The following is a 24,874-nucleotide window of genomic DNA, read 5'->3' on the forward strand; positions in this document are numbered from 1 at the left end:
ACAATATGTTATAGTTCCCTCATATGGAAAAGCTGTATGAGGGATTATATTTTTAGCCCATTAAGACAAGGAGAATACGATGAATAATTATAAATTAACGATTCAGTACGATGGTGCACGTTTTAAAGGATGGCAACGTCTTGGTAATAACGATAATACGATTCAAGGAAAAATCGAAAGTGTCATATCTGAAATGATCGGAAAAGAAATTGAAATTATCGGTTGTAGTAGAACAGACGCTGGTGTACATGCTTTGAATCAAGTTGCTAACTTTCAAAGTGATGAGAAGTTAGTGGAACATAAAGTGAAAAAATATTTAAATCAATATTTACCTAATGATATTAGCATTACGAATGTGGAAGAAGTACATGATCGTTTCCATGCTCGTTACAATTCTAAAGCAAAAACATATCTGTATAAAATTTGGAATGAAGAGCATACAAATCCATTTATGCGTAAATACAGCATGCATGTGAATAAAAAATTAAATGTGAAAAGCATGAAAGCAGCTGCAAAACATTTAGTTGGTTCACATGACTTTACTGCTTTTTCAAATGCGAAATCAAAGAAAAAATCTATGGTTCGAGAAGTATATACACTTGATGTGATGGAAGAGGCAGGATTTGTACAAATTAGAGTAAGTGGGAACGGATTCCTTCATAACATGGTAAGAAAAATTGTTGGGGCATTAATTGAAGTTGGATTAGGACAATTAGATGCTGAAGCAATTCCAAACATTTTAGAAGAAAAGCAGCGCAATCAAATTAATTGTCTTGCTGAGGCAAGTGGGTTGTATTTAGAGAATGTTGAGTTTTAATGGCAAATAAAAAAATCGGGCTAAGTAGCTCGATTTTTTTAGTATTACGAAGATTTCTCGTTTTTTATATGTAGCTTCAAATTCCAAAAAGCAGCAAGCATAATAGCTGCAAAGGAGCCCGAAATTGTTCCTAATAGCTTTGCATAAGGAGAGCTGCTTACATCGGAATTAATGAATAACATCATACAGAGCATGGCAGGGAAAAAGTATAAGTATTGTAATAACTTTAATTTTTTATCATTACTCATATATATAACCCCTTTCTAGCATGTTATATGTTCATTGTAACATGTTTTACCAAATTATTTTTTGCATTTGGAGAAATGTTCATTTCATATGTGTAAATGCAGTTTTTTAATTCGATATTGTAAATTTTGTCTACTTAATCCTAAAAATTTTGCAGCTTGTGAGATGTTACCGTGATTCTCTTTAAGAATTTGATTGATGTAGTTTTTTTCCATTTTTTCTATTGTGTGTTTTAAAGTTTTAGGTGCATCAGTATTGTGATTAGTTAGTGTATGCTGCATGTTGAATTCTTTTTTTATTTGTTCGCGAAAGCGAGTAGGAAGATGAAAAGCTGTAATGATGGTTTCATCTTCTATCAAGTTCATGGAACCTTCAATTATATGTTCCAATTCCCGTACGTTTCCAGGCCAATCGTATGCATAGAAAAATTCACTTACATTTACATCTACATCGGTTACGTTGAGCACGAATTGAGTATTATATTTTTTAATAAAGTGCTGAACAAGAGCTGGAATATCTTCTTTTCTTTCCCGTAAAGGCGGAAGACATAAAGTAACGACGCTTAATCGGTAATATAAGTCTTCTCTTAATCGATCATGTGCGATGGCTTCGAAGGGATCTTCATTAATAGTTGCTATAATACGAACATCAATTTCTTTTTCGTGTGTACCTCCGATTCTTCTTATTGTTTTTTCTTGTATAGCCCGTAGCAACTTAGCTTGAAGAATTGGGCTTAATGAATTGATTTCATCTAATAACAAAGTTCCTCCGTTTGATTCTTCGAATAAACCTGGTTTATCTATTGCTCCTGTAAAGGCACCTCGATTTGTACCAAATAATAGGCTTTCCATTAAGGTATCAGGTATAGCGGCACAGTTTTGTGAAATAAAAGGTTTTGTTGAACGCTGACTTTCATTATGGATGCTTTGTGCAAATAGTTCCTTACCAGTACCTGTTTCTCCTACGAGAAGTATGGAGGAAGATGTACGAATTACTCTTTTTCCTTCTGTAATGATGGATTGAATTGCTTCAGAATCACCAATTATGTGATCAAAGGTAAATTTAGTGCTTTGTTTTCGAGAAGGGCCTATTCTTATTGTTTGCTTTAAGTGACTGATCTCTTTTGATATTTCAATGGCACCTTTAATTTTTCCATTTTCTATTATAGGGAAAGTATCGTTAATCGTTGTAATTTCTTGTCCTTTATTGTTAAAATACGTTTGTTTTATATTTTTCTTTGTTTTTCCAAATTTTAATGCCTCTATAAGAGTACTATTTTTATTTTCTTCAAATGCAAATACCTCTAAAGGACTTTTATATAGCACATCTAAGCGATCCATTGATTCAATTTCCATCATTTTGCGGTTATAGACAATCGTTTTACTTTCCTCATTAATAATATGAATCCCGATATCGAGTTCATTGAGTAAAGTTTCATATAGCATATTCATTTCAATGATCTGTTTAAAATTAATGTCTTCTGTACGCATAGATTATCTTCTCCTCATTTCACCCTATGAAGACTGACTTTTTATAATTTTATTAAAATTCTTATAAAACCGCAAAATTTTTTTGCTATTTTCCTTTTAAAACTTCTCAAATGATAGAAAAATTTTGCGGTTGTGCACGCTTTTTTGTGTGAAACTCTCATTTAATATATGAATCAGAGACTTGGTACGTATTTTGCATAAATAATATTCGAAATCTCTAGAGGGGAGAATATGAATTTTTATAGGATATACAACGTTGCGGTGTCAATTAATAAGAGGGGGAATTTATAAAGTGAAGACAGTTATAGAAGGTGTGTATAGTCCTTGTTATGGAAAAGTAGAGAAGTTATTTGTTACGGAAAGTTCTTACGTATACGAGTGGGAGAAATTAGCGTTAATTGAAACAATAGATAAACAGAAAGTAGAAATTAAGATAGGGATCAGTGGTTATATTGAATCATTAGAAGTAGTAGAAGGACAAGCTATTGCTGATCAAAAGTTATTAATAACAGTAAGGGATGACCTTTTAGTAACAGGCAGTGATTAATGTAAGTGACGTGTAATTTTGCTCTTTTAACTCATTATTTTTACGGTGAATAATTTTAAAAACGCTTACATTAAATGGGTTGGCAAAGTGAAAAGGGGGATTTATATGATGGATCAAAACCAAGGATTAAAAAGAGAATTGAAAAGCAGGCACATATTTATGATTGCACTCGGTGGAGTTATTGGTACAGGACTTTTTTTAGGGTCAGGTTATACGATTCATGAAGCTGGACCTGGAGGAGCAATTGTAGCGTATCTTGTCGGTGGATTTGTAATGTATTTAACGATGCTCTGTTTAGGAGAATTAGCTGTTGCGATGCCTGACGCAGGGTCTTATCAAACGTATGCGACAAAGCACATTTCCCCTGCAGCGGGTTATGTAGTGGGATGGATGTCGTGGTTAAACTGGTCTGCTACGATAGGCATTGAATTAATTGCAGTTAGTATTTTGATGAAACGCTGGTTTCCCGATGTACCGTCATGGATTTGGTGTGTAGTGTTCGCAGTACTGCTCTTTGCTATTAATGCGTTATCTTCAAGAAGTTTTGCGGAAGTGGAATTTTGGTTTGCAAGTATTAAAGTAATTACAATTATTGCATTTATTATTTTGGGCGGGGCAGCAATGTTTGGTTTTCTAGATATGAAAGGAAATGAACCAGCGCCAATGTTCTCTAGCTTTACTGATTATGGTGGATTGTTTCCAAATGGATTATCAGCCATTTTAATTACAATGATTGCAGTTAATTTTTCTTTCCAAGGAACAGAATTAGTTGGTATTGCAGCAGGTGAGAGTGAAAATCCAGAGAAAACGATCCCGAAGGCAATTAACAATACAGTTTGGCGTATACTTGTTTTCTTTGTACTATCTATTTTTATTCTTGCTGGACTATTCCCTTGGCAGCAAGCAGGAGTAATAGAAAGTCCATTCGTAGTTGTATTTGATAAAATTGGTATTCCTTATGCAGCAGATATTATAAATTTCGTTATTATTACAGCAGTACTATCCGTTGCGAATTCAGGATTATATGCAACTTCGCGTATGCTATGGTCTATGTCTAATCAAGGAATGATTAGTCCAATTTTTGGCAAGTTATCTAAAAACGGTGTTCCTATTTATGCATTAATCGTAAGCACAATTGTAGGGTGTCTCTCACTACTATCAGGTATTTATGCGGAAGATACAGTTTATTTATGGCTGCTTTCTATCGCTGGGTTCGGAGCGATACTAGTTTGGGCATCTATTGCTTTATCAAATTTATTAGCTAGAAGGTCATACATGAAGCGGGGCGGGGATGTTAAGGACTTGAAATTTAAAACACCATTGTATCCATTTGTACCACTTCTTGCGTTAGTATTAAATTTAACAGTAATCGTTGGCATGGCCTTTATTCCAGAACAAAGAATGGCATTGTATTGTGGTATTCCATTTATGATTGTTTGTTTACTGTTTTATCGTGCTACAAGAAATAAGGGAAGTAATGTGGAGCATATTGAAAAGACAAATACAACGGAAGTAGAGAATTTATAATAGTGATTAATTAGGAGACTGTAAAATTGTAAACAGTCTCTTTTTTTGTGAAAATAAAGCTGGAAACATACTATGTATGCAAAGGGGAATTAGCGATGAATCCAGAAGTTTTGCAGTTGTTAAAACAAATAGATTCAAGGAAAGAGGAATTACTAGAACTTACAAAAACTTTAATTCGTTTTGAAACACCAGCACCACCAGCGAGAAATACAAATGAAGCGCAAGAATTTATTGCAGAGTTTTTAAGAAAACGAAATTTTAGTATTGATAAATGGGATGTATATCGGAATGATCCGAACGTTGTTGGAGTAAAAAAAGGAATAAAAAGTGACTCATATAAAAGTCTTATTATTAATGGGCATATGGATGTAGCTGAAGTTTCAGCAGATGAGGCGTGGGAAACAAATCCATTTAATCCATTTATAAAAGATGGCTGGTTAGTTGGACGTGGCGCAGCAGATATGAAAGGTGGGTTGGCTGGAGCGCTATTTGCCATTCAACTTTTACAAGAAGCTGGTATTGAATTACCTGGAGATTTAACTTTTCAATCAGTAATTGGAGAAGAAGTTGGAGAAGCAGGTACACTTCAATGCTGCAAAAGGGGTTACGATGCTGATTTTGCAGTCGTAGTGGATACGAGTGATTTACATATGCAAGGGCAAGGCGGTGTCATTACTGGATGGATTACAGTGAAAAGTCCGCAAACGTTTCATGATGCAACGCGTAGACAAATGATCCATGCTGGAGGACGTTTATTTGGAGCGAGTGCGATTGAAAAAATGATGAAAATTGTGCAAAGCTTACAAGAATTAGAGCGCCACTGGGCAGTCATGAAAACATATGAAGGCTATCCATCTGGAACAACAACAATTAATCCAGCTGTTATTGAGGGAGGAAGGCATGCGGCGTTCATTGCGGATGAGTGCCGATTGTGGATAACAGTGCACTTCTATCCGAATGAAACACATGAACAAATAATAAACGAAATTGAAGAGTATATTGGAAAGGTGGCAGCTGCCGATCCATGGTTAAGTGAAAATCCGCCACAATTTAAGTGGGGCGGAGAATCAATGATTGTAGATCGTGGTGAAATTTTTCCTTCTTTAGAAATAGATAGTGAACATACAGCTGTAAAAACGCTTAGCTCAGTACATGAATCAATTCTTTCTAAAAACGCAATTTTAGATATGTCTGCAACGGTAACGGATGGTGGTTGGTTTAGTGAATTTCATATTCCGGCTGTTATTTACGGACCAGGCACATTAGAGGAAGCTCATTCAATAAATGAGAAAGTAGAAGTAGAGCAGTTAATTGAATTTACAAAAGTAATAACAGCATTTATATATGAATGGTGTCATATGAAAAAATAGATTAGTATGTTGAAATAGTACAGGTATGTATACTTGTACTATTTTTTAGTGAACTATTTCAGAGTTAAATAGAAACAACTGAAATAGTTCTTTATTTTGCTATGTCTTTCGTTTCATTTCAAGTAATTTCTCTTTTGCTAATTCAACGGCAATCGCATCATCTAAATAGCCAATTGGAAAGAGATAGTCGGGAATAATATCTGTCGATAAAATGAAATAAAGTAATGCGCTCCCAAGAACTGCACGTTCTTCTTTTGAAATGGTTTCATTGCAAAATTGTTGATACATATCTGTTAATTGTTCAATAAAAGGACCAGCACTATCAATTTGCTCTAATTTGCTTGCGAAACTGTCACGAATACGATTTTCGCCTTCTGTTGTCTGGGCATAGCGTTCGTAATTTTCGAGTTCTTGTTTTACGCGAGTTGTAGTGTAATCGAAATCGAATAAGTTAGAGGATTGTAAAGTTTGCTGAATGGTATCAAGAGATGTGTACATATCCGTTTTTTCTTTATTTATGTGAGGAGAATCAGGGTACATTTCATCAAATAACAATTGGGGTGGAACTTGAAGACATTCTGCAAATTTTTGTAGATGTTTTTGTTTCGGCGGTTGTTTGCCATTAATAATTCTTGAGACCGTTGCAGGATCAATATTTGTAAGTATTCCTAGTTGGCGCATAGATAGGGCGCGTTCTTTTAAAAGTTTTTTTATTAATTTACCAAGCCGATCATTCGGGTTTTCATTAGCCATAGTGTAGGCACTCCTTTTTTAGTGTTGAAAAAATGTTGAGCATTTATTACAAGTATATGAAACAGACAGGCACAGTTGCTCAACATTTTCATAATATGCATTGAAAAGTGAGAAAAAGGGGTGACTATTTATGAGTACGGCAGGCTTATTTTCAATTTTTTTAATCGGGATCGCTTCTAATTTAGATAATGCAGGTGTTGGAATTGCGTATGGCATTCGTAAAATTCGTATTTCGTGGTTTAACAATTTTATCATCGCATTCTTTGGATTTTTATTTACTTTATTAGCGGGATTTTTTGGGAACTGGATTGCGTTATTTATTTCAGAGTTTACAGCAAACTTGATTGGAGCAATCGTTTTAGGGATAATCGGGGTGTTTATTTTATGCCAGCCTTTCTTGAGTCAAAAAAATACAGCAGGTTCTAAAGATGATAATGTACTTATGGGAATTTTACGTGATCCAGAAAAAGCAGATTTCGATGGATCTAAAACAATTAGTTTTTCTGAAGCACTTGTTTTAGGGGTTGCATTGTCTATTAATAATATCGCAGGTGGGTTCGATGCTGGAGTAACAAATTTAAACCTTTGGCTTACAGCGACTATTTCTGGGGTGTTTAGTTTTATTTGCATAAGTGGTTTTGGGTATGTAGGAAAACGATATTTAGCAGAATACTTAGGGAAATGGGCGACGGTTATTGCAGGAGTGTTATTAATTCTTATTGGGATCGATCAGTTGTTGTAAGGAGAGTAGAAAACAAGGTTCGAGTATTTCCTTGGAAATACAGCAAGGGATTGCATATATCGACGTACTTTTCTCCATACTAATACGGATTTCTTTTAAGAAAGGGGGATTTGTATGGGACGCGGGAAAGCATTTGATCATAAGAAAAAAGGGCATGATCATCAACCACCTAAAGGTGCGTTCATTCATAAAGATGTAAATGAACATACTTTGGAAGAGGAAGAGCTACCAGTAAATATTGAGGCGTATAAAAATAGTTTAAAAAAACATTAAAAGCACCTACATAGGTGCTTTTTTTACCGTATATCTTCAATTAATTGTTCGGATTCTTCATGCATACTGTACTCACTTAATACTTGAATGCAAAGCCACTTTAATTCTTCGATCGTATGCTCAAGTTCTTCAGGAAGCACATGGTGAATGTCTTCAAGTCCCATTCCGAAATGAATAAGTTCAAGTACTTGATCATCGATGTTCCGGTCCATTAATAGTTCAAGTACTTCTAAATTGAATATGTATCGGTGAGCTTCGTCGAGTGAAACAACTTTTAGCTTTAAGCTTTCTACAATACTCAATATAAAAAGAAGAATTGTTTTTTCAAGAACAGGTTGTTTTCCCATTTGAAATATTAGTTTCATCTTTCACACCTCCACATATAGCGCTAGGTTGTACTATATTATTCGGGAGGGGGGAGCAAATATGCATAATAAAGAGAAACTTTCAATACCGTTTTTGTATGGATATTGATAACAGATCAAATAAAAAAATCCCGCTATACTAGCAGGATAACTTTCCATTAAAAAATACTCCAGCCTTCTTGAGCAGAAAGAAGTTCAAGAATTTTAAAACCAGCGATACTATTTCCGTTTGCATCTAAAGCTGGCCCGAAAATACCGATTCCCATTTCACCTTTTACGCAGCCGAAAATGCCACCGGCTACACCACTTTTTGCAGGGATACCAACACGGATTGCAAATTCACCAGATTCGTTATACATACCACATGTGACCATAAATGTTTTGCAAATTTTTGTAATATGTTTAGGGATAATCTGTTTCTTTTTATATGGATCATATCCATCCATTGCAAAAATTAAGCCAATACGTGCTAAATCAATACAGTTTACTTCAACTGCACATTGACGAGTGTATAAATCCATAAGTTCTTCGATGTCACAATCGATAATTCCGTTTTGTTTCATATAGTAACAAAGTGAACGATTTAAGTAAGCTGTCTCTAATTCTGAATTGGCAACTTTAGAAGAATAATTAATAGTAGGATTATCTGTTATTTCACGTACAAAATGAAGGATACGCTCCGTTTTTTCCTCGTTATCTTTTCCTGCTAACATGCTTGTAATAGCTAATGCTCCTGCATTAATCATTGGATTAAGGGGTTTGGACGGACTTGTCGTTTCTAACTTAATAATAGAATTAAATGGGTCACCCGTTGGTTCCATTCCAACTTTAGAAAATACATATTCTTCGCCACGGTCTAAAAGGGCAAGGGCAAGTGTAATTACTTTGGAAATACTTTGAAGAGTAAATAGTGTTTGTGAGTTGCCTGCATGGATATATTCTGATTCTTTATGGAAAATGGCAATCCCTAAATCGTCTGGATTTGCATTTCCTAGTTCGGGGATATAAGTAGCAAGTTTTCCTTTTTTTGTATATGGTTTTACTTGTTCTAACAACTGTTGTAAGTTGTTTGTTTCAATGCACTGCATAGTACCAACGCTCCTATTTCGAATTAACTAAGTTTACTTTTCCCGATATGCTCGGAAATAAATAATAACATGAAAAAGTGGAATGATAAAACGAAAGTTACATGTTCTATAGCAGGTCGTTCGTTTCGCGTCCTCTGTATTAAAAAAGGAGAATTTCCCTTTTATATAACAGTTTGGAAATAGGAGATTTATCCATAAAAAATCCAAAAATAAAAACTACACATCTATACAACTATATGTTATTATGGTTATGTAAATAGAAAGCGTTTTCTAAGGCGTACTTATAATGATAACGATTTCATAAATTGAATTAGGGGGAATTAAAATGTTGCAGTTTTTACAACGTATTGGTAAAGCTTTAATGCTTCCGATCGCAGTACTACCAGCAGCAGGATTATTGCTTCGTCTAGGACAAGAAGACGTATTAAACATTCCTGTTATGGCACAGGCCGGTGCAGCAATTTTTGATAATTTAGCACTTATTTTTGCAATTGGTGTTGCAATCGGCTTATCTGTTGACGGTAGTGGTGCAGCTGGTCTTGCAGGTGCAATTGGTTATTTAGTTATGAAGAATACAACTAATGCTTTAAGTGTTACTTACTCAACAGCAGAATTAAATGATAAATTAAAAAGTGTTCAAGATTTAGTCGGTTCAGTAGATCCAACTAAATTAGCAGATACGATGAATAAAGTTTCTAAAGCAGCAGCTTTGACACCAAAAATAAATATGGCTATACTCGGTGGTATTATTGCCGGGGTTATCGCTGGATTACTATACAACAAATTCCATAAGATTAAACTACCAGAATGGTTAGGATTCTTCGCTGGAAAACGTTTCGTACCGATCATTACGTCTATTGTAATGCTTCTTTTAGGATTATTATTTGGTCAAATTTGGCCAACAATCCAAACTGGTATTGATGCAGTGTCACACGGTATTGTAAACCTAGGTTCAATCGGTGCAGGGTTATTCGGATTATTAAACCGTTTATTAATTCCAATCGGTTTACATCACGTAATGAACACTTATTTCTGGTTTGTACTTGGTGACTTTACAAATGCAGCTGGTGATCTTGTTCATGGTGATATTGCTCGTTTCTTTGCAAAAGATCGATCAGCAGGTATGTTTATGACTGGTTTCTTCCCAGTTATGATGTTTGGTTTACCAGCAGCGTGTTTCGCAATGATTGCGGCTGCTAAACCAGAAAAACGCAAAGCAGTTACTGGTATGTTAGCTGGTTTAGCATTAACTTCATTCTTAACTGGTATTACAGAGCCAATCGAATTCTCATTCATGTTCTTATCACCAGTATTATATGGTGTGCATGCAGTATTAACAGGTCTTTCTTTATTCATAACAACATCACTTGGCATTCGTGATGGTTTCACATTTAGCGCAGGTGCTATTGATTATGTTATTAACTTTGGTATTGCAACAAAACCTGTATTATTAGCAGGTATCGGTTTAATTTATGCAGCAATTTACTTTGCAGTATTCTACTTCTTAATTAAGAAGTTCAACTTAAAAACTCCAGGTCGTGAAGATGACGATGAGTTAGTTGAAGATGTGGATGCACCAGTTGCAGGTTCAATTGGTGAAACTTACGTAGCAGCTCTAGGTGGAAAAGAAAACTTAACAGTTATTGATAACTGTGCAACACGTCTACGCTTACAAGTAAAAGATGCTAGTCAAGTAAACGAAGCAGCATTAAAACGTGCCGGTGCAAAAGGCGTTATGAAATTAAGTGACACAAGTGTACAAGTTATCGTAGGTACAAATGTTGAATCTGTTGCCGATGATATGAAAAAACACGTATAAATAATGAGATAAGAGGATGTCCAAAAAGATTGATAACATCAATTTTTTACAGGATATCCTCTTTTTTTTTTTATAATTTAAAGGGAATCTTACTTTTGTAAATTTTCTTTTTCTTTTTTGTACATATGGGTTGGTAATATCTGCAGTGCGTGATAAAGTAGGGATGATATAGAATGGATTATCCATAATCTACTAAAATAAATCTTTAGTAGAGGAATTAAATTATTGGTGAGTAAGGGGAAAAAAGCAATTATGGATCAGGAAAAAAATAATGCGAATGGGAAAGCACATCGGCCGATTGTATACATAAAAAGGACAATCATTCTCGTCTTACTATTATCACTTGTATATTTCATGTATACAAAAATTGTTGAGCATAATAAGAAAGAAGAAACTTTAAAAGCGGCAGCAGAAATGAAGAAACAAGAAGAGCTAAAAAAGAAAGAAGAAGAAAAAAAGAAGCAAGAAGAACAAAAACAAAAAGAGCAGGAAGAACAAGTGAAGCAAGCGCAAGCTGCGGAACAGCCTACTGAAGGACCACCTCAAGAAATTAATGAAAACGCTCAATTGGACCAGTATTTACAAAACGCAGGATTTAGCGGGACAGCTGTTATTGTGAAGAACGGAAAAGTTCTTCTGAATAAAGGGTACGGTATGGCAAATAAAGAGCAGCAAGTACCCAATAATTCAGAGACGACTTTTTATATTGGTTCTATTTCAAAGGCGTTTGTAGCAACCGCTATTATGCAGTTGAAAGATCAAAAAAAATTACAAGTAGAAGATACTGTTGCGAAGTATATTCCAGATTTTCCACAAGGTAATAGTATTCAGCTAAAACATCTATTAACACATACATCAGGGATTCCAGAATATGAGCAGGGAAAAGAAGATATTTCTCATGAAGAACTGATAAAGCGAATAGGAAATCAAAAGCGTATTGGTGGTCCAGGAGAGAAGTGGAAGTATTCCGATTCGAACTACTCTATACTTGCATACATTGCCGAGAAGGTAAGTGGACAGCCGCTCGAAGAATATATTAAACAACATATTTTTGCTACTGTGGGTATGAAACATTCTGGTTTTGGCACAGAATTAGAACAAACAAGATTCCCATCAACGGGTTATAAAATAGTAAATAACAATATGACAACACCTAATATTCCGAGCATGTCACAACTATATGGTTGTGGTGATATATATACGAGTGCACATGATTTATATTTATTTAACGAAGCACTCTTCTCTGGAAAGTTAATTTCAAAAGAGAGCTATGATCAAATGTTTACAGGCGGAAAAAAAGATTACGGATTTGGATGGTACGTAGACCCAGGAAGTTATTCGAATCACGGTGTAATGCCAGGATGGAATTGCTTAAATGGATTTAGTAAAAGCGGAAGTGTGTATGTCGTTTTATTATCTAACATCCAAAACAACATTAAATCGTTTGGTAAAGTGAATAACGACATTTATACAATGTTGCGGAATATTGAAGTGTAAGAAACTATCCTTTTGGATAGTTTTTTTTATGCCCTTAAACAAATATTTCTTTTAGAAAATGTATGTCTTACCTATCACAAAAATATCTGTTTTGTATACATTAAGATGTATGGATGTAAAATTTTGTAATCTAAAAATAATAGGAGGAGAAGTGTATGTGTCTGTTCGGAAAATATTGGCATAAGTTATCAAGATTATTTAATAGACAATTAGGCTATTTTTTAGATGACAAATTATTGCCTGCTGTGGAACGACTTTTATTTTCGCAAAACTTTGCAAGGTTTATTCAAAGAAACTCTAAGCAAGCTACGGAAGAATTTATAAAATCAAGTCAATTTCAATCTATTATTTGTAATATTTTAAAAGAATGCAATACATCACCTTTTAAAGAAATTGCAAAGCAGTATTTAGGTAAAAACGTAGAAATTACGGTGACGGTTGGACAATTAACAGGCGTTATTGTAGCAGTTGGTGATGATTTCTTAACATTGCAAGAAGGAATAGGAACTGAAGTTTTATTACCATTTACAAGCATTATATCAATTAAAGAAGTGTAAGAAAGGAGAGTTATATATGTTATTTACTGATGAATTACGTAACCATGTTGGTGAGCTAGTGCAAGTTGTGACAGCTGTAGAAATTGTTACAGGCATTCTTTTATCTGTGACAGATGGGGCGATAATTGTGCGTACTTCTCCTTCTTATGGACCACCGGAAGATGTAATTGTGCGTACTCCTATTATTGCTTATGTTCGATTGGAAGGGTAAGCGTGATACAAGTATGAGAGTATCAGTTGTTATTCCAGCGCACAATGAAGCGAGTACTTTATCGCAAGTTTTAGTAGAAGTGGAGAAGCTCGAGCCTTACGAAATTATCGTGGTAGATAATGGGTCAACAGATGGGACGAAAGAAATAGCGTTACAACATCATTGTCACATGATTTATTATAAACATTCTCTTGGCAATGATGTTGGACGGGCTATTGGAGCTAGAGAAGCAAAAGGTGAAATTGTCTTGTTTTTAGATGGTGATATTGTTATTGATAGTAAAGAGTTACAACGTTTCGTGAAAGGGATTCAACAAGGGCATCAAATTGTTGTGAATAATTTAACATGGTCGGTTTATTTAAAGATGAGACCACATTATACGACAGTTGGAAAGTTCATGTTGAATCGTTATTTGAATAAAAAGGAGCTTGTTGTTGGATCTTTAATCGCAATTCCACATGCGATGAACAGGAAAGTTATCGAGAAACTTGGGTGGTGGAATTTAGCAGATCCAGCACTATTTCAAGCGATGGCGATGTCTAGAGGAGTAGATATTGTTGATACGGCTTCGGTCGATGTAATTCACACAAATAAGGTTCGTCCTGTGCATACGGGAACATCACCTGGTTCTCCTTATCCGAAAGCGACTAGCCGTATTATGGGTGATCATTTACGTGCTTTACAATACGTAATCGAAACATATGGTAAACGCGGCGGTTTTTCGGAGGGAAACAGGGATAGAGAGTTTATAGGGAACTATAAACCCGTTGTATTAAAGAAGGAAAAAGCGAAATATAGTGCGATTATACCAGTGTCAGAAGAAAAAATGACGATAAGATCTGTTATACAAGAAGTGAAAAAAGCAGGGGTAGATGAAATTATTGTTGTCGCGAATGGCGCAGATTTTGAGACTGTTAAACACGCAAAGCTAGAAAATGTTATTGTTGTTGAATTTACGAAGGCGCTTGGACATAATGTAGCACGAGCGATAGGTGCCATGCATGCTACGGCAGATATTTGTTTATTCGTTGATGGTGATTTTGTTATTCCAGCAAAAAAACTCACTCCATTTTTGCAAGCTGTTGAAGATGGAAGTGACGTGGTTTTAAATGATTTACAATGCTTATTAGATATGTTTCATCCTGCAGATCCAATTAGTATGGGGAAATATTTTGTGAATTTAGTAGCGAAAAGACCGGATTTATGGAATAACTCATTAACGGCAGTACCACATGCTATGCATAAAAGGGTAATAGAGAAAATAGGATATGACTCGCTTGTTATTCCGCCATTAGCCCAAATGAAAGCTATTTTGGAGGTTTTTTCTATTACAGCAGTAGAATTTGTAGATGTTATAAAAACCAATCGGGTACGCCCGGAGCAACATGGGTTTGTAAATGGACGTATTCCGGCATTTGACCGTATTTTCGGTGATCAACTTGAGGCGATTGCTTATCTATTACAATATACAGACGAACGTGGGAGTTTTACGGATGGAGATCGCGATAGAGACATTATTCAACAATTGAGAAAGGAAGAAAAGAATACAGATGAATGCTAGTAGTAAAGTAGCTATTATTGGATTAGGGTATGTTGGTCTTCCTTTAGCAGTCCATTTTGCAGAAAGAGGATATACCGTACTAGGATTAGATAAAGATACTAGAAAAATAGAATCGATTATAAAAGGAGAAAGTTATATTCCAGATGTTTCTTCTAAAGTGTTACAAAGTTTATTGACTAAAAATAAATTAATAGTAAATACACCAGATAAAGGTATTACTGATTTCCAAAATAGTGATTATGTTATTGTTACTGTTCCAACTCCAATTAATGAACGAAGAGAACCAGATTTAAGTGCCCTCATTTCAGCTTCGCATTATATACAACAAAATCTCCAAAAAGGACAAACCTTCATTTTTGAAAGTTCCACATACCCAGGCACACTTGAGGAAGTTATTATTCCTATTATTTCTCAAGCCGGCAAAAAGGTAGGAGAAGATTTCTATATTGGATATTCTCCTGAGAGAATTGATCCAGCAAATAGTCAATATTCAGTTCAAGCTATTCCAAAAGTTATTAGTGGACAAACAGAAAAGTGCAAACAAAAAGTACAGGATTTATATAGTAGCATTTTTGACTTAGTTGTACCTGTTAGCTCTCCGAAAGTAGCAGAGATGTGTAAGCTATTTGAAAATATTCAGCGCTTAGTTAACATTTCTTTAGTAAATGAGTTAAACACACTATGTGAAAGTTTAGGGATTGATTTTTATGAGGTTATTGAAGCGGCATCTACAAAACCGTTTGGATTTACTCCGTATTGGCCAGGACCAGGGATAGGGGGGCACTGTATTCCCGTAGATCCTTTATATTTTCAATGGAGAATAAAAAAGAATGGGGCAATTAGTCAATTAATTGAGGCGGCACATGTAATTAATGAAGAAATGCCAGAGAAAATTGTCCGGAAAGTAAAGGGCATGGTGCAATCACCCGGACTAGTTTTAATTGTAGGAATCGCGTATAAGAAAGATGTAAATGATTTGAGGGAATCACCGGCTTTGCCAATTATTCAATTACTAATAAAAGAAGGATACAAGATAAAATACCATGATTCATATATTTCTTCTGCAGAAATTGGAGATAAGGTGTATCAATCCGTTGCCTTGGATGAACAAACAGTTAAAGAGGCAGGTTGTATTTTAATTTTAACTGATCATTCTAATATCGATTGGAAGCTTTTTAAAGGAATGAACCGAGTAATAGATACAAGGGGAATTATAAAGAAGGTGAGTGTATGAGTAAGAAATGTTTAATTACAGGTGGGGCCGGATTTATTGGATCTCATTTAGCTGAAGAGTTGGTGAGAAGGGGTTATGAAGTCACGATTGTGGATAACTTCTATAAAGGGAAAAATAAGTATCATAATGAGCTAATGAGAGAGATGCGGGTTATTCCAATAAGTGTTTTAGACAAAAATTCTATTTATGAGTTAGTAAATCAACATGATGTAGTGTTTCATTTAGCAGCAATTTTAGGTGTTAAAACGACAATGGAAAAAAGTATAGAGCTCATTGAAACGAATTTTGATGGAACGAGAAACATTTTACAAGCAGCATTAAAAGGAAAGAAGAAAGTAGTTTTTGCATCTACTTCCGAAGTATATGGCAAGGGCAAACCGCCTTTCTCAGAAGAAGGGGACCGATTGTACGGGGCAACTTCTAAAATACGTTGGAGTTATGCAGTGTGTAAAACATTAGAAGAAACATTATGTTTAGGCTACGCATTAGAAGGTTTACCGGTAACAATTGTTCGTTATTTTAATATTTATGGTCCAAGAGCGAAAGATGGTCCGTATGCAGGGGTAATCCCGCGATTTATCAGTGCGGCCCTGCAAGGAGAAGATATTCTCGTATATGGAGATGGAAAGCAGACACGTTGCTTTACGTATGTAAGTGATGCGGTAGAGGCAACGATTCGAGCAATGGATGAGAAGGTAAATGGTGAGATTATTAATATAGGTTCCGAGAACGAAAAGAGTATAAAAGAAGTAGCAGAAACAATTAAAAAACTAACGAAATCTTCTTCAAAAATTATACAAGTTCCTTTTGAGGAAGTATATCCACATGGCTTTGAAGAAATTCCAAATAGAAGGCCGAACGTAACGAAGTTAAGAGAGCTTGTTCAATTTCAAGCGACAGTAACGTGGGAACAAGGATTGAAAGAAACTATTAAGTGGTTTCATGAAGAAAACAATGGCTAAGTCGCTATCAGTTATTATTCCTGCAAGTAATGAAGTGGATACAATTTCAGACGTTATTCAATCGGTAAAACCGTTAAATCCAGTAGAGATTATTGTAATAGCAAATGGTTGTAATGATGGTACAGAAGAGGTTGCTAATCGGTTAGGATGTAAAGTAATCAGGCATACAGAACTATTAGGAAACGATGTTGGACGTGCAGTTGGCGCAAAATATGCGATAGGTGATGTATTACTATTTATAGATGGGGACTTTGCTATTCCAACTTCAAAATTACAATTGTTTCTTAATCCGATTTTACATGATCAGACTGACATCGTTTTAAATAATTTGGACGCATTGTTTTTAAAGAAACAAAAACCCCATTCTGTTACAGTGTGGCGTCAAATATTAAATGCAATGTTAGAGCGTGAAGAATTAAAAATAGATTCTTTATTATCTGTACCTCATGCGTTGACGAAAGAAGTCGTCCAGAGTATTGGATACGAATGTTTAGTTAATCCTATTGTAGCTCATTTACGTATAGCACAAAGTAAATGGAGAATTAGCCGTCATTGTGCTATTGATGTTATTACGCCGAATAAATTTCGACCGGTTGAACATGCTGCATATGGCACGAGCCTTTCTCAATCTGAAAGAAGAATGATAGGTGATCATATAGAAGCTGTTGCGGAACGGATAGTAAGCAGTGATACACGCGGGGGATATTATGATGGAAATAGGAAAAGGAATAGCGTCTATCATACTTTAAATTTCGAAGATTTTTATCAAGGATGGGGCGTTACATCCAATTTGTATAAAGGAAAGCAACTATCGGTTGTTATTCCTGTACAAGATGAAGAGAAAACAATTGGAAACGTTATAGAAGAGCTTCGTAAAATTGAACCTTTTGAAATCATCGTCGTCGTAAATGGTTCGTCAGATAAAACAGCAACGATTGCAAAAGACAAGGGCGCAACGACAATTGTATATAAAGAAGCCCTTGGAAACGATGTAGGGCGTTCACTTGGAACTTATTTTGCAAAAGGAGAAATTGTGTTATTTATAGATGGTGATTTTGTTATTCCAGCTAGGGAGCTATATCCTTTTGCAAAAGCTATTGCAGATGGAAAGGACGTCGCATTAAATGATTTAAATCATTATTTAGATCTAAGAGTACCACTTCATCTTGTAACTGCGTTTAAGTATGCACTAAATTTAGCTTGTGATAGAAAGGATTTAGGGGTAGGATCACTTATTGCGGTACCTAATGCATTTAGCCACAAGTGTTTGAAAGCAATTGGGTATAAATCTTTATTGTCACCTTGTGTAGCACAAGTGAAGGCTCTTCTTTCTGGATTTGAAATTGCGTGTGTATATCGTGTTGAGGTTGATAAGATGAACCGTATTCGTCCCAGTGAACATTTTGCAAAAATAGGTCATCCTCCAGCTGTACTTCGAATTATAGGTGATCATATAGAGGGACTAGAGCAAATAATTGCATTAACAGAAAATCGTGGCGGATTCTATGATGGCAATAGAAAAAGAGATGTTTTATAGAAGTAACAAAAAAGTGTACAACATGTGTACACTTTTTTGTTCTGTTATAAAAACTATAACAGATTAGGAGATAAGAGTATTACAGCTCTACAATGGGTATTGTTCTTATATTACAAAATAGGACTCGTATATAAGAATACCAAAAAAATACAATTAAGGAAAGGGTTAATTTTAAAGACTTTTAAATGAAGTTACCACTATATATATAGTGGTTTGCTCAACTTTTCACAAACATGTCACAACTATTTCGTTCACTTTCTTAAAAAAGTAGTATTCTAAGTGTGTAAGCTGTTATATAAAAAATCTTAGTCCTGTACTAATCAAAAATGGAGGAGATTAGGATGACTCAAGTATTAGAAAATGTTAAAAACGCATGGGAAAACTTTAAAGGTGAAAAATGGAAAGCAGAGATTGATGTTCGCGATTTCATTTTAAATAATGTAAACGTTTTCGAAGGAGACGAATCTTTCTTAGCAGAAGCAACTGAAGCAACGAAACAACTTTGGGATCAAGTAATGGATTTAACAACAAAAGAACGTGAAAACGGTGGCGTTCTTGATATGGATACAAAAATTGTTTCTTCTATTACATCACATGACCCAGGATACTTAAATAAAGATATTGAAAAGGTAGTCGGTTTCCAAACTGATAAACCATTTAAACGTTCTTTACAACCATATGGTGGTATTCGTATGGCGGAGCAAGCTTGTGAATCTTATGGATACGAAATGGACAAAGAACTTAGTCGTATTTTTAGAGATTGGAGAAAAACTCATAACCAAGGTGTATTCGATGTCTATACACCAGAAATGAGAAATGCACGTAAATCAGGCGTTATTACTGGTCTTCCAGATGCATACGGTCGTGGACGCATTATCGGTGACTATCGACGCGTAGCATTATATGGTATTGATCATTTAATTGAAGCGAAAAAAGCTGATTTAAATTTAACTGGCGGTGTAATGAGCGAAGATACAATGCGTTTACGCGAAGAATTATCTGAGCAAATGCGTGCACTTCAAGAACTAAAACAAATGGCTGCTTCTCATGGTTTCGATATTTCTAAACCAGCAACAAATGCACAAGAAGCGTTCCAATGGTTATACTTCGCATATCTTGCGGCGATTAAAGAGCAAAACGGAGCTGCAATGAGTCTTGGACGTACTTCTACATTCTTAGATATTTACATTGAAAGAGATTTAGCAAATGGTACTTTAACAGAAGAAGAAGTACAAGAAATTGTAGATCACTTCATTATGAAATTACGTCTTGTGAAATTCGCAAGAACACCTGATTATAATGAATTATTCTCTGGTGACCCAACTTGGGTAACTGAATCTATCGGTGGTATTGCATTAGATGGTCGTCCATTAGTAACAAAGAACTCATTCCGTTTCTTGCATACATTAGATAATTTAGGACCAGCTCCAGAACCGAATTTAACAGTTCTTTGGTCTAAACAATTACCAGAGAACTTTAAAAACTACTGTGCGAAAATGTCCATCAAAACATCAGCAATTCAATATGAAAATGATGACATTATGCGTGCTGATTACGGCGATGATTACGGAATTGCTTGTTGTGTATCTGCAATGAGAATCGGTAAGCAAATGCAGTTCTTCGGAGCTCGTGCAAACTTAGCGAAAGCATTATTATATGCGATTAACGGTGGTAAAGATGAAAAATCAAAAGCACAAGTTGGTCCTGAGTACGCACCAATTACTTCTGAAGTATTAAATTACGAAGAAGTTATGCATAAGTTTGATATGACAATGGAATGGTTAGCGGGTCTATATTTAAACACACTAAATGTTATCCATTACATGCATGATAAATATAGCTATGAACGTATTGAAATGGCACTTCATGATACGAATGTTCTTCGTACAATGGCAACAGGTATCGCGGGTCTATCTGTAGTAGCAGACTCATTAAGTGCAATTAAATACGCACAAGTAAAACCAATCCGTGATGAAAACGGTATTGCAGTGGACTTCGAAATTGAAGGAGACTTCCCTAAATACGGTAACAATGATGATCGTGTAGATGAAATCGCTGTAAATCTCGTGAAAACATTTATGAATAAACTTCGTAAACATAAAACATATCGTAATTCCGTTCATACAATGTCAATTTTAACTATTACATCTAACGTTGTATACGGTAAGAAAACTGGTAACACTCCAGATGGACGCCGTACTGGAGAACCATTTGCACCAGGTGCAAATCCAATGCACGGACGTGATACAAAAGGTGCATTAGCTTCATTATTATCTGTAGCTAAATTACCATATGAAGATGCACAAGATGGTATTTCTAATACATTCTCTATTATTCCAAAAGCACTTGGTAAAGAAGATGATGTACAAGTACGTAACTTAGTATCTATGCTTGATGGCTATGCAGTAAAAGAAGGCCATCACTTAAATATTAACGTATTTAATCGTGAAACATTAATGGATGCAATGGAACATCCTGAGAAATATCCACAATTAACAATTCGCGTATCTGGTTACGCTGTAAACTTTATTAAATTAACTCGTGAACAACAAATTGATGTAATTAACCGTACAATGCATGAAAGCATGTAAATGAAAAAAGTGTCCCTTCGCTCTTAATATATAGCGAAGGGAGGCTGTTTCAATAAAGGAGGAAGTAACATGGTAAAAGGAAGAATACATTCTGTAGAGTCTTGTGGTACTGTTGATGGCCCAGGGATTCGTTATGTCATATTTACACAAGGGTGTTTATTACGTTGTCAATATTGTCATAATGCTGATACTTGGGAAATCGGTAAAGGTAAAGAAATAACAGTTGAAGAAGTGATGCAGGATGTGACATGTTACCTTCCATTTATTGAAGCCTCCGGAGGCGGTATAACAGTTAGCGGTGGAGAGCCATTATTACAGCTAGACTTTTTAATTGAGTTGTTTAAAAAGTGTAAAGAGGCTGGTATCCATACAACAATCGACTCTTCTGGTGGTTGTTATTCTGAGGAACCAGAATTCCAAAGTAAGCTAGATATTTTAATGGATTATACAGATTTAGTTTTATTGGATTTGAAACATATCGATTCCAAAAAGCATCGTAAATTAACAGGGAAACCAAATGAACATATTTTACAATTCGCTCGTTATTTATCGAATAAGGATAAACCGATTTGGGTACGACACGTATTAGTTCCTGGTGTTACGGATAATGAAGAGGATCTACAAAAACTATCTAGCTTTATTCAAAGTCTGTCTAATGTTCAAAAAGTTGAAGTGTTACCATATCACAAGCTTGGTGTATATAAATGGGAGGCGCTTGGACATAAGTATCCACTCGCAAATGTAGAACCACCTACTGAGAAAAATGTAGAACATGCTAAACATATTTTACAAGCGGTCTAATCCAAATATTGGATTAGGCTTTTTGCTTTCTTTACAATAAAATCTAGAGTATATATTGATAAAAGAGTATACTGAAAGTAGAATATCCATAATTTTGTACGGAATAAGTGGAGAAATTTACATAATTGTAAAGGGAAATCAAAATAGTAAAAAGAATTAAGAAGTAAAAGAGTGAGTATCATGGAATAGAGAACATTTGTAAGTTATTGCGAAAGCTCTTATAGGAAAGTATAATGTAAAGATATGAGCACAGATAGGATTAAGGGGTCAATCTTATATGCTTTGCATATCCACGACAGGTACATAGCTGAAAAGGGAATTATTAGAATCTGTTTATGTAATTTTTAAGGAAAATGTTTTTCCTATTGTCGTATATGCAATATGGAGAAACAAAAAGCTAGGAGTGGATTTGTTTGATAAAAAACCCCAAGGTTTTAATATTAACTGCACATTACGGTAATGGTCATGTGCAAGTAGCAAAAACATTAGAACAAACATTTCGCCAAAAAGGAATTGAAGATGTTATTGTATGCGACTTGTTTGGAGAATCACATCCATTTATAACTGACATTACAAAATATTTATATTTAAAAAGTTATACAATAGGAAAAGAATTATATCGTTTGTTTTATTACGGGGTAGAAAAAATTTATGATAAGAAAATAGCATCTTGGTATGCGAACTTTGGAAGAAAACGTTTGAAAACACTGTTACAGGTGGAGAAACCAGATATTGTAATTAATACATTTCCAATTATCGCTGTACCAGAATTGAAGAAACAAACAGGGATTTCAATTCCTGTCTATAACGTATTAACTGATTTTTGCGTGCACAAAATATGGATTCATCGAGAAGTAGATCGTTATTTTGTTGCAACGGATCACGTGAAAGAATTGATGGTTGATATCGGTGTACCTGCGGAACAAATTGTTGAAACAGGAATTCCAATTCGGAGTAGTTTTGAGTTAAAGGTAAATCCAGACATCATATATAATAAATATCAGTTATGTAAGAATAAAAAGATTTTACTAATTGTAGCAGGTGCTCATGGGGTATTAGGAAATGTAAAAGAACTATGCCAATCATTTATGTCAGTGCCTAATTTACAAGTAGTTGTCGTTTGTGGGAAAAATGAAGCTTTAAAACAGGATTTATTAAGTTTACAGAATCAAAATTCCGATGCATTAAAAGTGTTTGGGTATGTTGAAAATATTGATGAATTATTCCGAGTTACTTCGTGTATGATTACGAAGCCAGGCGGAATAACATTAAGTGAAGCAGCAGCGTTGCAAGTACCTGTCATTTTATATAAACCTGTTCCAGGACAAGAAAATGAAAATGCGATGTACTTTGAAAAAAAAGGAGCAGCAGTTGTCATTCGCGATGATAGTGAGGTTTTTGCAAAAACAGAGGCATTATTACAAGATGATGTGAAGCTTCTTCAAATGAAAGAAGCAATGAAAAGCATCTATCTTCCAGAGCCAGCTGGTCATATTGTAGATGCAATTTTGGCAGAAAATCATGCAGAACCGCGGCATATACCTATTAAATCACCTGCTCTTGCACAATCTTTTACTTAATATGAAACCCTCTTTGTATATGTAAAGAGGGTTCTTTATTATTTTCAAAGAAAATTCAGCTAGTTATCCACAAAAGGATTGCGCTTTCATTAAACAGTAAAGTCGGAATATTAACAACTATATCCACATTGTCCACAATTTTTAGAAAAATATCCACAATTAAAACAGCTGATATATACTTTAATATAGAAAAATATTAAATGTTTTTGAAAATTACTAACAATTTCGTTGGTTTTGTGGATAAAGTTGTCCACAGCAAAAAGGACCCTTATGTATAAGGGTCCTTTTTGCTTACTTCTATCAGTCGAGAAAATTATGTAATGAAAATGAATAATTAGGGGGGAAACTTCTAATTATTCATTTTCACTTTAAATGCTTTTCGAGCGATATCCTGCTGCACGATCTGCTTTTTGAAATTCTCGTTGATAGAGAACTTCTTGTGTACTAGATAATGTATTTTTTGCTTTATCACGTTTCTTTTTATCCATTACAAATCACCTCGTGTCTTAAAGTTACTATTTATCGTTTCCAAAGACATGAGGGGATATACGCATATGGAAAATGTTAATGATTGATTATCATTTCAGAAAATTTAGATTATGCTTCTTTTAATTGATGAGCATCTTGGAAGGTTGTATCTCGCATTGTAGCAAGTGTGTATTGATCTTTTGGAATTTCATATAAGTTATATACTTCTTCGTTTGCGTTAATTTCATCATATACGACTTTTCTTGTTTCGTTTGCTAGATTTACATATTGCAGTTTTTCTGCAGCTTTAATAGAACGAATATTTATTTTACGAATACGCATGAAGATTGTTTCAATATCTAATTCATAGAAAAGTTCACTAAAAAATGAATCTTTTGCTAATTTATTATAGCCTTTTCCATGATATGGTTTGCCGAGCCATGTCCCGAGAAACCCAGCTTTTTCTTGCACATCAAATAAAGTAATTGTTCCGATGGGGTTACCCCATTCATCTAAAATTGTGCGTGAAATTAATTCACCACGCTCTTCAGCTTCAATTGTTTGTTTCGTTAAGAATAAATATTCTTCATAAGAATAAGCCTTTTGACGCACAAAAGGGAAGACAGCTGGATCCACCATTAACTCGTATAGAACGTGGCTGTCGTGTAAGTCGCGTTTTTTCAACATACTAACTCCTCCTCACACGAGGGTAGCATGACGAAAAAACACCCCACCCTCGAAATTTTTATATCAATCTTTAAAAAATTTCGGGGTGGGAATCGAACCCACTAGAACCAGTTTCTAACGCTGGTGGCGCACCATTTGCCTTCCCCATTCA

Annotated in this window: 25 protein-coding genes and 1 pseudogene; 19 read left to right on the forward strand and 7 right to left on the reverse strand. The window is 34.9% G+C overall.

Annotated features, from left to right (window positions below):
- Nucleotides 1–79: 79 nt before the first annotated feature.
- Nucleotides 80–817 (forward strand): tRNA pseudouridine(38-40) synthase TruA, encoded by a 738-nt coding sequence (truA, locus tag ASE54_RS14365; RefSeq protein ID WP_001067298.1) that lies wholly within the window; start codon nucleotides 80–82, stop codon nucleotides 815–817.
- 44 nt (nucleotides 818–861) lie between these two features.
- On the opposite strand, the gene ASE54_RS14370 is transcribed toward truA, so the two are convergent.
- On the reverse strand, nucleotides 862–1,065 hold the full coding sequence (locus ASE54_RS14370) for a hypothetical protein (protein ID WP_000063865.1): 204 nt from the start codon (nucleotides 1,063–1,065) through the stop codon (nucleotides 862–864).
- Between the two features lie 84 nt (nucleotides 1,066–1,149).
- A complete protein-coding gene (locus ASE54_RS14375) occupies nucleotides 1,150–2,553 on the reverse strand; it encodes a sigma 54-interacting transcriptional regulator (RefSeq protein WP_001258425.1) in 1,404 nt (467 codons plus the stop codon).
- Between the two features lie 292 nt (nucleotides 2,554–2,845).
- Between ASE54_RS14375 and ASE54_RS14380 the strand changes: the two genes are divergently transcribed.
- From ASE54_RS14380 to ASE54_RS14390, 3 genes are all read left to right on the forward strand, one after another.
- A complete protein-coding gene (locus ASE54_RS14380; protein ID WP_000859489.1) occupies nucleotides 2,846–3,100 on the forward strand; it encodes a biotin/lipoyl-containing protein in 255 nt (84 codons plus the stop codon).
- Between the two features lie 105 nt (nucleotides 3,101–3,205).
- A complete protein-coding gene (locus tag ASE54_RS14385; protein WP_000969252.1) occupies nucleotides 3,206–4,627 on the forward strand; it encodes an amino acid permease in 1,422 nt (473 codons plus the stop codon).
- A gap of 95 nt (nucleotides 4,628–4,722) precedes the next feature.
- Entirely contained in the window at nucleotides 4,723–5,997 is a 1,275-nt protein-coding gene (locus tag ASE54_RS14390) for an acetylornithine deacetylase (protein WP_001067744.1), read from the forward strand.
- A gap of 99 nt (nucleotides 5,998–6,096) precedes the next feature.
- Here ASE54_RS14390 and ASE54_RS14395 read toward each other — a convergent pair whose 3' ends face one another.
- Nucleotides 6,097–6,750, reverse strand: a complete 654-nt coding sequence (locus ASE54_RS14395) for a DUF1232 domain-containing protein (protein ID WP_001262777.1) — start codon at nucleotides 6,748–6,750, stop codon at nucleotides 6,097–6,099.
- A 130-nt stretch (nucleotides 6,751–6,880) separates the two neighbouring features.
- Here ASE54_RS14395 and ytaF point away from each other — a divergent pair, with 130 nt between their 5' ends.
- Together ytaF and ASE54_RS36355 are read left to right on the forward strand one after the other, a co-directional pair.
- Nucleotides 6,881–7,492, forward strand: coding sequence for a sporulation membrane protein YtaF (gene ytaF / locus ASE54_RS14400; RefSeq protein WP_000100730.1), 612 nt, complete (start codon nucleotides 6,881–6,883; stop codon nucleotides 7,490–7,492).
- Nucleotides 7,493–7,606: 114 nt separating this feature from the next.
- Complete coding sequence (locus ASE54_RS36355; protein ID WP_000532409.1) at nucleotides 7,607–7,765, forward strand: hypothetical protein; 159 nt, start codon at nucleotides 7,607–7,609, stop codon at nucleotides 7,763–7,765.
- Between the two features lie 23 nt (nucleotides 7,766–7,788).
- Here the strand turns inward: ASE54_RS36355 and ASE54_RS14405 are convergent, their stop codons facing one another.
- Together ASE54_RS14405 and glsA are read right to left on the reverse strand one after the other, a co-directional pair.
- Nucleotides 7,789–8,130 carry a DUF3969 family protein gene (locus ASE54_RS14405; protein WP_000766603.1) on the reverse strand — a complete coding sequence of 114 codons (342 nt, stop codon included), beginning with the start codon at nucleotides 8,128–8,130 and terminating at the stop codon, nucleotides 7,789–7,791.
- A 158-nt stretch (nucleotides 8,131–8,288) separates the two neighbouring features.
- Nucleotides 8,289–9,218 (reverse strand): glutaminase A, encoded by a 930-nt coding sequence (gene glsA / locus ASE54_RS14410; protein WP_001149847.1) that lies wholly within the window; start codon nucleotides 9,216–9,218, stop codon nucleotides 8,289–8,291.
- 69 nt (nucleotides 9,219–9,287) lie between these two features.
- Here glsA and ASE54_RS37555 point away from each other — a divergent pair, with 69 nt between their 5' ends.
- From ASE54_RS37555 to ASE54_RS14465, 13 genes and pseudogenes are all read left to right on the forward strand, one after another.
- Nucleotides 9,288–9,401: a transcriptional regulator gene (locus tag ASE54_RS37555; RefSeq protein WP_079245029.1), complete on the forward strand. Its 114-nt coding sequence runs from the start codon at nucleotides 9,288–9,290 to the stop codon at nucleotides 9,399–9,401.
- Nucleotides 9,402–9,543: 142 nt separating this feature from the next.
- Entirely contained in the window at nucleotides 9,544–11,037 is a 1,494-nt protein-coding gene (nagE, locus tag ASE54_RS14415; protein WP_000938889.1) for an N-acetylglucosamine-specific PTS transporter subunit IIBC, read from the forward strand.
- A 252-nt stretch (nucleotides 11,038–11,289) separates the two neighbouring features.
- A complete protein-coding gene (locus ASE54_RS14420; RefSeq protein ID WP_000371815.1) occupies nucleotides 11,290–12,534 on the forward strand; it encodes a serine hydrolase domain-containing protein in 1,245 nt (414 codons plus the stop codon).
- 155 nt (nucleotides 12,535–12,689) lie between these two features.
- Complete coding sequence (locus tag ASE54_RS14425; RefSeq protein ID WP_000335512.1) at nucleotides 12,690–13,091, forward strand: hypothetical protein; 402 nt, start codon at nucleotides 12,690–12,692, stop codon at nucleotides 13,089–13,091.
- Nucleotides 13,092–13,107: 16 nt separating this feature from the next.
- Nucleotides 13,108–13,302, forward strand: coding sequence for a hypothetical protein (locus ASE54_RS14430; RefSeq protein ID WP_000899475.1), 195 nt, complete (start codon nucleotides 13,108–13,110; stop codon nucleotides 13,300–13,302).
- Nucleotides 13,303–13,315: 13 nt separating this feature from the next.
- Entirely contained in the window at nucleotides 13,316–14,863 is a 1,548-nt protein-coding gene (locus tag ASE54_RS14435; protein ID WP_003309053.1) for a glycosyltransferase family 2 protein, read from the forward strand.
- Complete coding sequence (locus ASE54_RS14440) at nucleotides 14,853–16,097, forward strand: nucleotide sugar dehydrogenase (protein ID WP_000994265.1); 1,245 nt, start codon at nucleotides 14,853–14,855, stop codon at nucleotides 16,095–16,097. Before ASE54_RS14435 ends, ASE54_RS14440 begins: the two co-directional genes overlap by 11 nt.
- Nucleotides 16,094–17,059: an NAD-dependent epimerase/dehydratase family protein gene (locus ASE54_RS14445; protein ID WP_000037052.1), complete on the forward strand. Its 966-nt coding sequence runs from the start codon at nucleotides 16,094–16,096 to the stop codon at nucleotides 17,057–17,059. The genes ASE54_RS14440 and ASE54_RS14445 overlap by 4 nt, the downstream gene beginning before the upstream one ends.
- On the forward strand, nucleotides 17,052–18,596 hold the full coding sequence (locus ASE54_RS14450) for a glycosyltransferase (protein ID WP_014895176.1): 1,545 nt from the start codon (nucleotides 17,052–17,054) through the stop codon (nucleotides 18,594–18,596). The genes ASE54_RS14445 and ASE54_RS14450 overlap by 8 nt, the downstream gene beginning before the upstream one ends.
- Nucleotides 18,565–18,785 (forward strand): annotated as a pseudogene (locus ASE54_RS34295) (hypothetical protein). Before ASE54_RS14450 ends, ASE54_RS34295 begins: the two are co-directional and overlap by 32 nt.
- A gap of 152 nt (nucleotides 18,786–18,937) precedes the next feature.
- Nucleotides 18,938–21,187 (forward strand): formate C-acetyltransferase, encoded by a 2,250-nt coding sequence (gene pflB / locus ASE54_RS14455; protein ID WP_000195470.1) that lies wholly within the window; start codon nucleotides 18,938–18,940, stop codon nucleotides 21,185–21,187.
- 69 nt (nucleotides 21,188–21,256) lie between these two features.
- Entirely contained in the window at nucleotides 21,257–21,988 is a 732-nt protein-coding gene (pflA, locus tag ASE54_RS14460; RefSeq protein WP_000238468.1) for a pyruvate formate-lyase-activating protein, read from the forward strand.
- A 413-nt stretch (nucleotides 21,989–22,401) separates the two neighbouring features.
- Nucleotides 22,402–23,568, forward strand: a complete 1,167-nt coding sequence (locus tag ASE54_RS14465; protein WP_000594686.1) for a diglucosyl diacylglycerol synthase — start codon at nucleotides 22,402–22,404, stop codon at nucleotides 23,566–23,568.
- Nucleotides 23,569–23,936: 368 nt separating this feature from the next.
- Here the strand turns inward: ASE54_RS14465 and ASE54_RS34300 are convergent, their stop codons facing one another.
- The gene (locus tag ASE54_RS34300; RefSeq protein ID WP_000358482.1) at nucleotides 23,937–24,056 is read right to left on the reverse strand and encodes a YfhE family protein; all 120 of its coding nucleotides are present in this window, start codon (nucleotides 24,054–24,056) and stop codon (nucleotides 23,937–23,939) included.
- A 109-nt stretch (nucleotides 24,057–24,165) separates the two neighbouring features.
- Entirely contained in the window at nucleotides 24,166–24,723 is a 558-nt protein-coding gene (locus ASE54_RS14470; RefSeq protein WP_000914742.1) for a GNAT family N-acetyltransferase, read from the reverse strand.
- Nucleotides 24,724–24,874: the final 151 nt, after the last annotated feature.

Origin of the sequence: Bacillus sp. Root131 (genome assembly GCF_001429475.1) — a bacterium.
GTDB lineage: Bacteria > Bacillota > Bacilli > Bacillales > Bacillaceae_G > Bacillus_A > Bacillus_A thuringiensis_S.

What these genes read in the sequence shown, in the direction of transcription:
- ASE54_RS14445 (WP_000037052.1), top strand. Translation starts at nt 16,094, where the DNA reads ATGAGTAAGAAATGTTTAATTACAGGTGGGGCCGGATTTATTGGATCT.
- ytaF (WP_000100730.1), top strand. Translation starts at nt 6,881, where the DNA reads ATGAGTACGGCAGGCTTATTTTCAATTTTTTTAATCGGGATCGCTTCT.
- pflA (WP_000238468.1), top strand. Translation starts at nt 21,257, where the DNA reads ATGGTAAAAGGAAGAATACATTCTGTAGAGTCTTGTGGTACTGTTGAT.
- truA (WP_001067298.1), top strand. Translation starts at nt 80, where the DNA reads ATGAATAATTATAAATTAACGATTCAGTACGATGGTGCACGTTTTAAA.
- ASE54_RS14425 (WP_000335512.1), top strand. Translation starts at nt 12,690, where the DNA reads ATGTGTCTGTTCGGAAAATATTGGCATAAGTTATCAAGATTATTTAAT.
- ASE54_RS14375 (WP_001258425.1), bottom strand. Translation starts at nt 2,553, where the DNA reads ATGCGTACAGAAGACATTAATTTTAAACAGATCATTGAAATGAATATG.
- ASE54_RS14385 (WP_000969252.1), top strand. Translation starts at nt 3,206, where the DNA reads ATGATGGATCAAAACCAAGGATTAAAAAGAGAATTGAAAAGCAGGCAC.
- glsA (WP_001149847.1), bottom strand. Translation starts at nt 9,218, where the DNA reads ATGCAGTGCATTGAAACAAACAACTTACAACAGTTGTTAGAACAAGTA.
- ASE54_RS14395 (WP_001262777.1), bottom strand. Translation starts at nt 6,750, where the DNA reads ATGGCTAATGAAAACCCGAATGATCGGCTTGGTAAATTAATAAAAAAA.
- ASE54_RS14470 (WP_000914742.1), bottom strand. Translation starts at nt 24,723, where the DNA reads ATGTTGAAAAAACGCGACTTACACGACAGCCACGTTCTATACGAGTTA.
- ASE54_RS14405 (WP_000766603.1), bottom strand. Translation starts at nt 8,130, where the DNA reads ATGAAACTAATATTTCAAATGGGAAAACAACCTGTTCTTGAAAAAACA.
- ASE54_RS14435 (WP_003309053.1), top strand. Translation starts at nt 13,316, where the DNA reads ATGAGAGTATCAGTTGTTATTCCAGCGCACAATGAAGCGAGTACTTTA.
- ASE54_RS37555 (WP_079245029.1), top strand. Translation starts at nt 9,288, where the DNA reads ATGAAAAAGTGGAATGATAAAACGAAAGTTACATGTTCTATAGCAGGT.
- ASE54_RS36355 (WP_000532409.1), top strand. Translation starts at nt 7,607, where the DNA reads ATGGGACGCGGGAAAGCATTTGATCATAAGAAAAAAGGGCATGATCAT.
- ASE54_RS14390 (WP_001067744.1), top strand. Translation starts at nt 4,723, where the DNA reads ATGAATCCAGAAGTTTTGCAGTTGTTAAAACAAATAGATTCAAGGAAA.
- ASE54_RS34300 (WP_000358482.1), bottom strand. Translation starts at nt 24,056, where the DNA reads ATGGATAAAAAGAAACGTGATAAAGCAAAAAATACATTATCTAGTACA.
- ASE54_RS14430 (WP_000899475.1), top strand. Translation starts at nt 13,108, where the DNA reads ATGTTATTTACTGATGAATTACGTAACCATGTTGGTGAGCTAGTGCAA.
- nagE (WP_000938889.1), top strand. Translation starts at nt 9,544, where the DNA reads ATGTTGCAGTTTTTACAACGTATTGGTAAAGCTTTAATGCTTCCGATC.
- ASE54_RS14450 (WP_014895176.1), top strand. Translation starts at nt 17,052, where the DNA reads ATGGCTAAGTCGCTATCAGTTATTATTCCTGCAAGTAATGAAGTGGAT.
- ASE54_RS14420 (WP_000371815.1), top strand. Translation starts at nt 11,290, where the DNA reads ATGGATCAGGAAAAAAATAATGCGAATGGGAAAGCACATCGGCCGATT.
- ASE54_RS14440 (WP_000994265.1), top strand. Translation starts at nt 14,853, where the DNA reads ATGAATGCTAGTAGTAAAGTAGCTATTATTGGATTAGGGTATGTTGGT.
- ASE54_RS14370 (WP_000063865.1), bottom strand. Translation starts at nt 1,065, where the DNA reads ATGAGTAATGATAAAAAATTAAAGTTATTACAATACTTATACTTTTTC.
- pflB (WP_000195470.1), top strand. Translation starts at nt 18,938, where the DNA reads ATGACTCAAGTATTAGAAAATGTTAAAAACGCATGGGAAAACTTTAAA.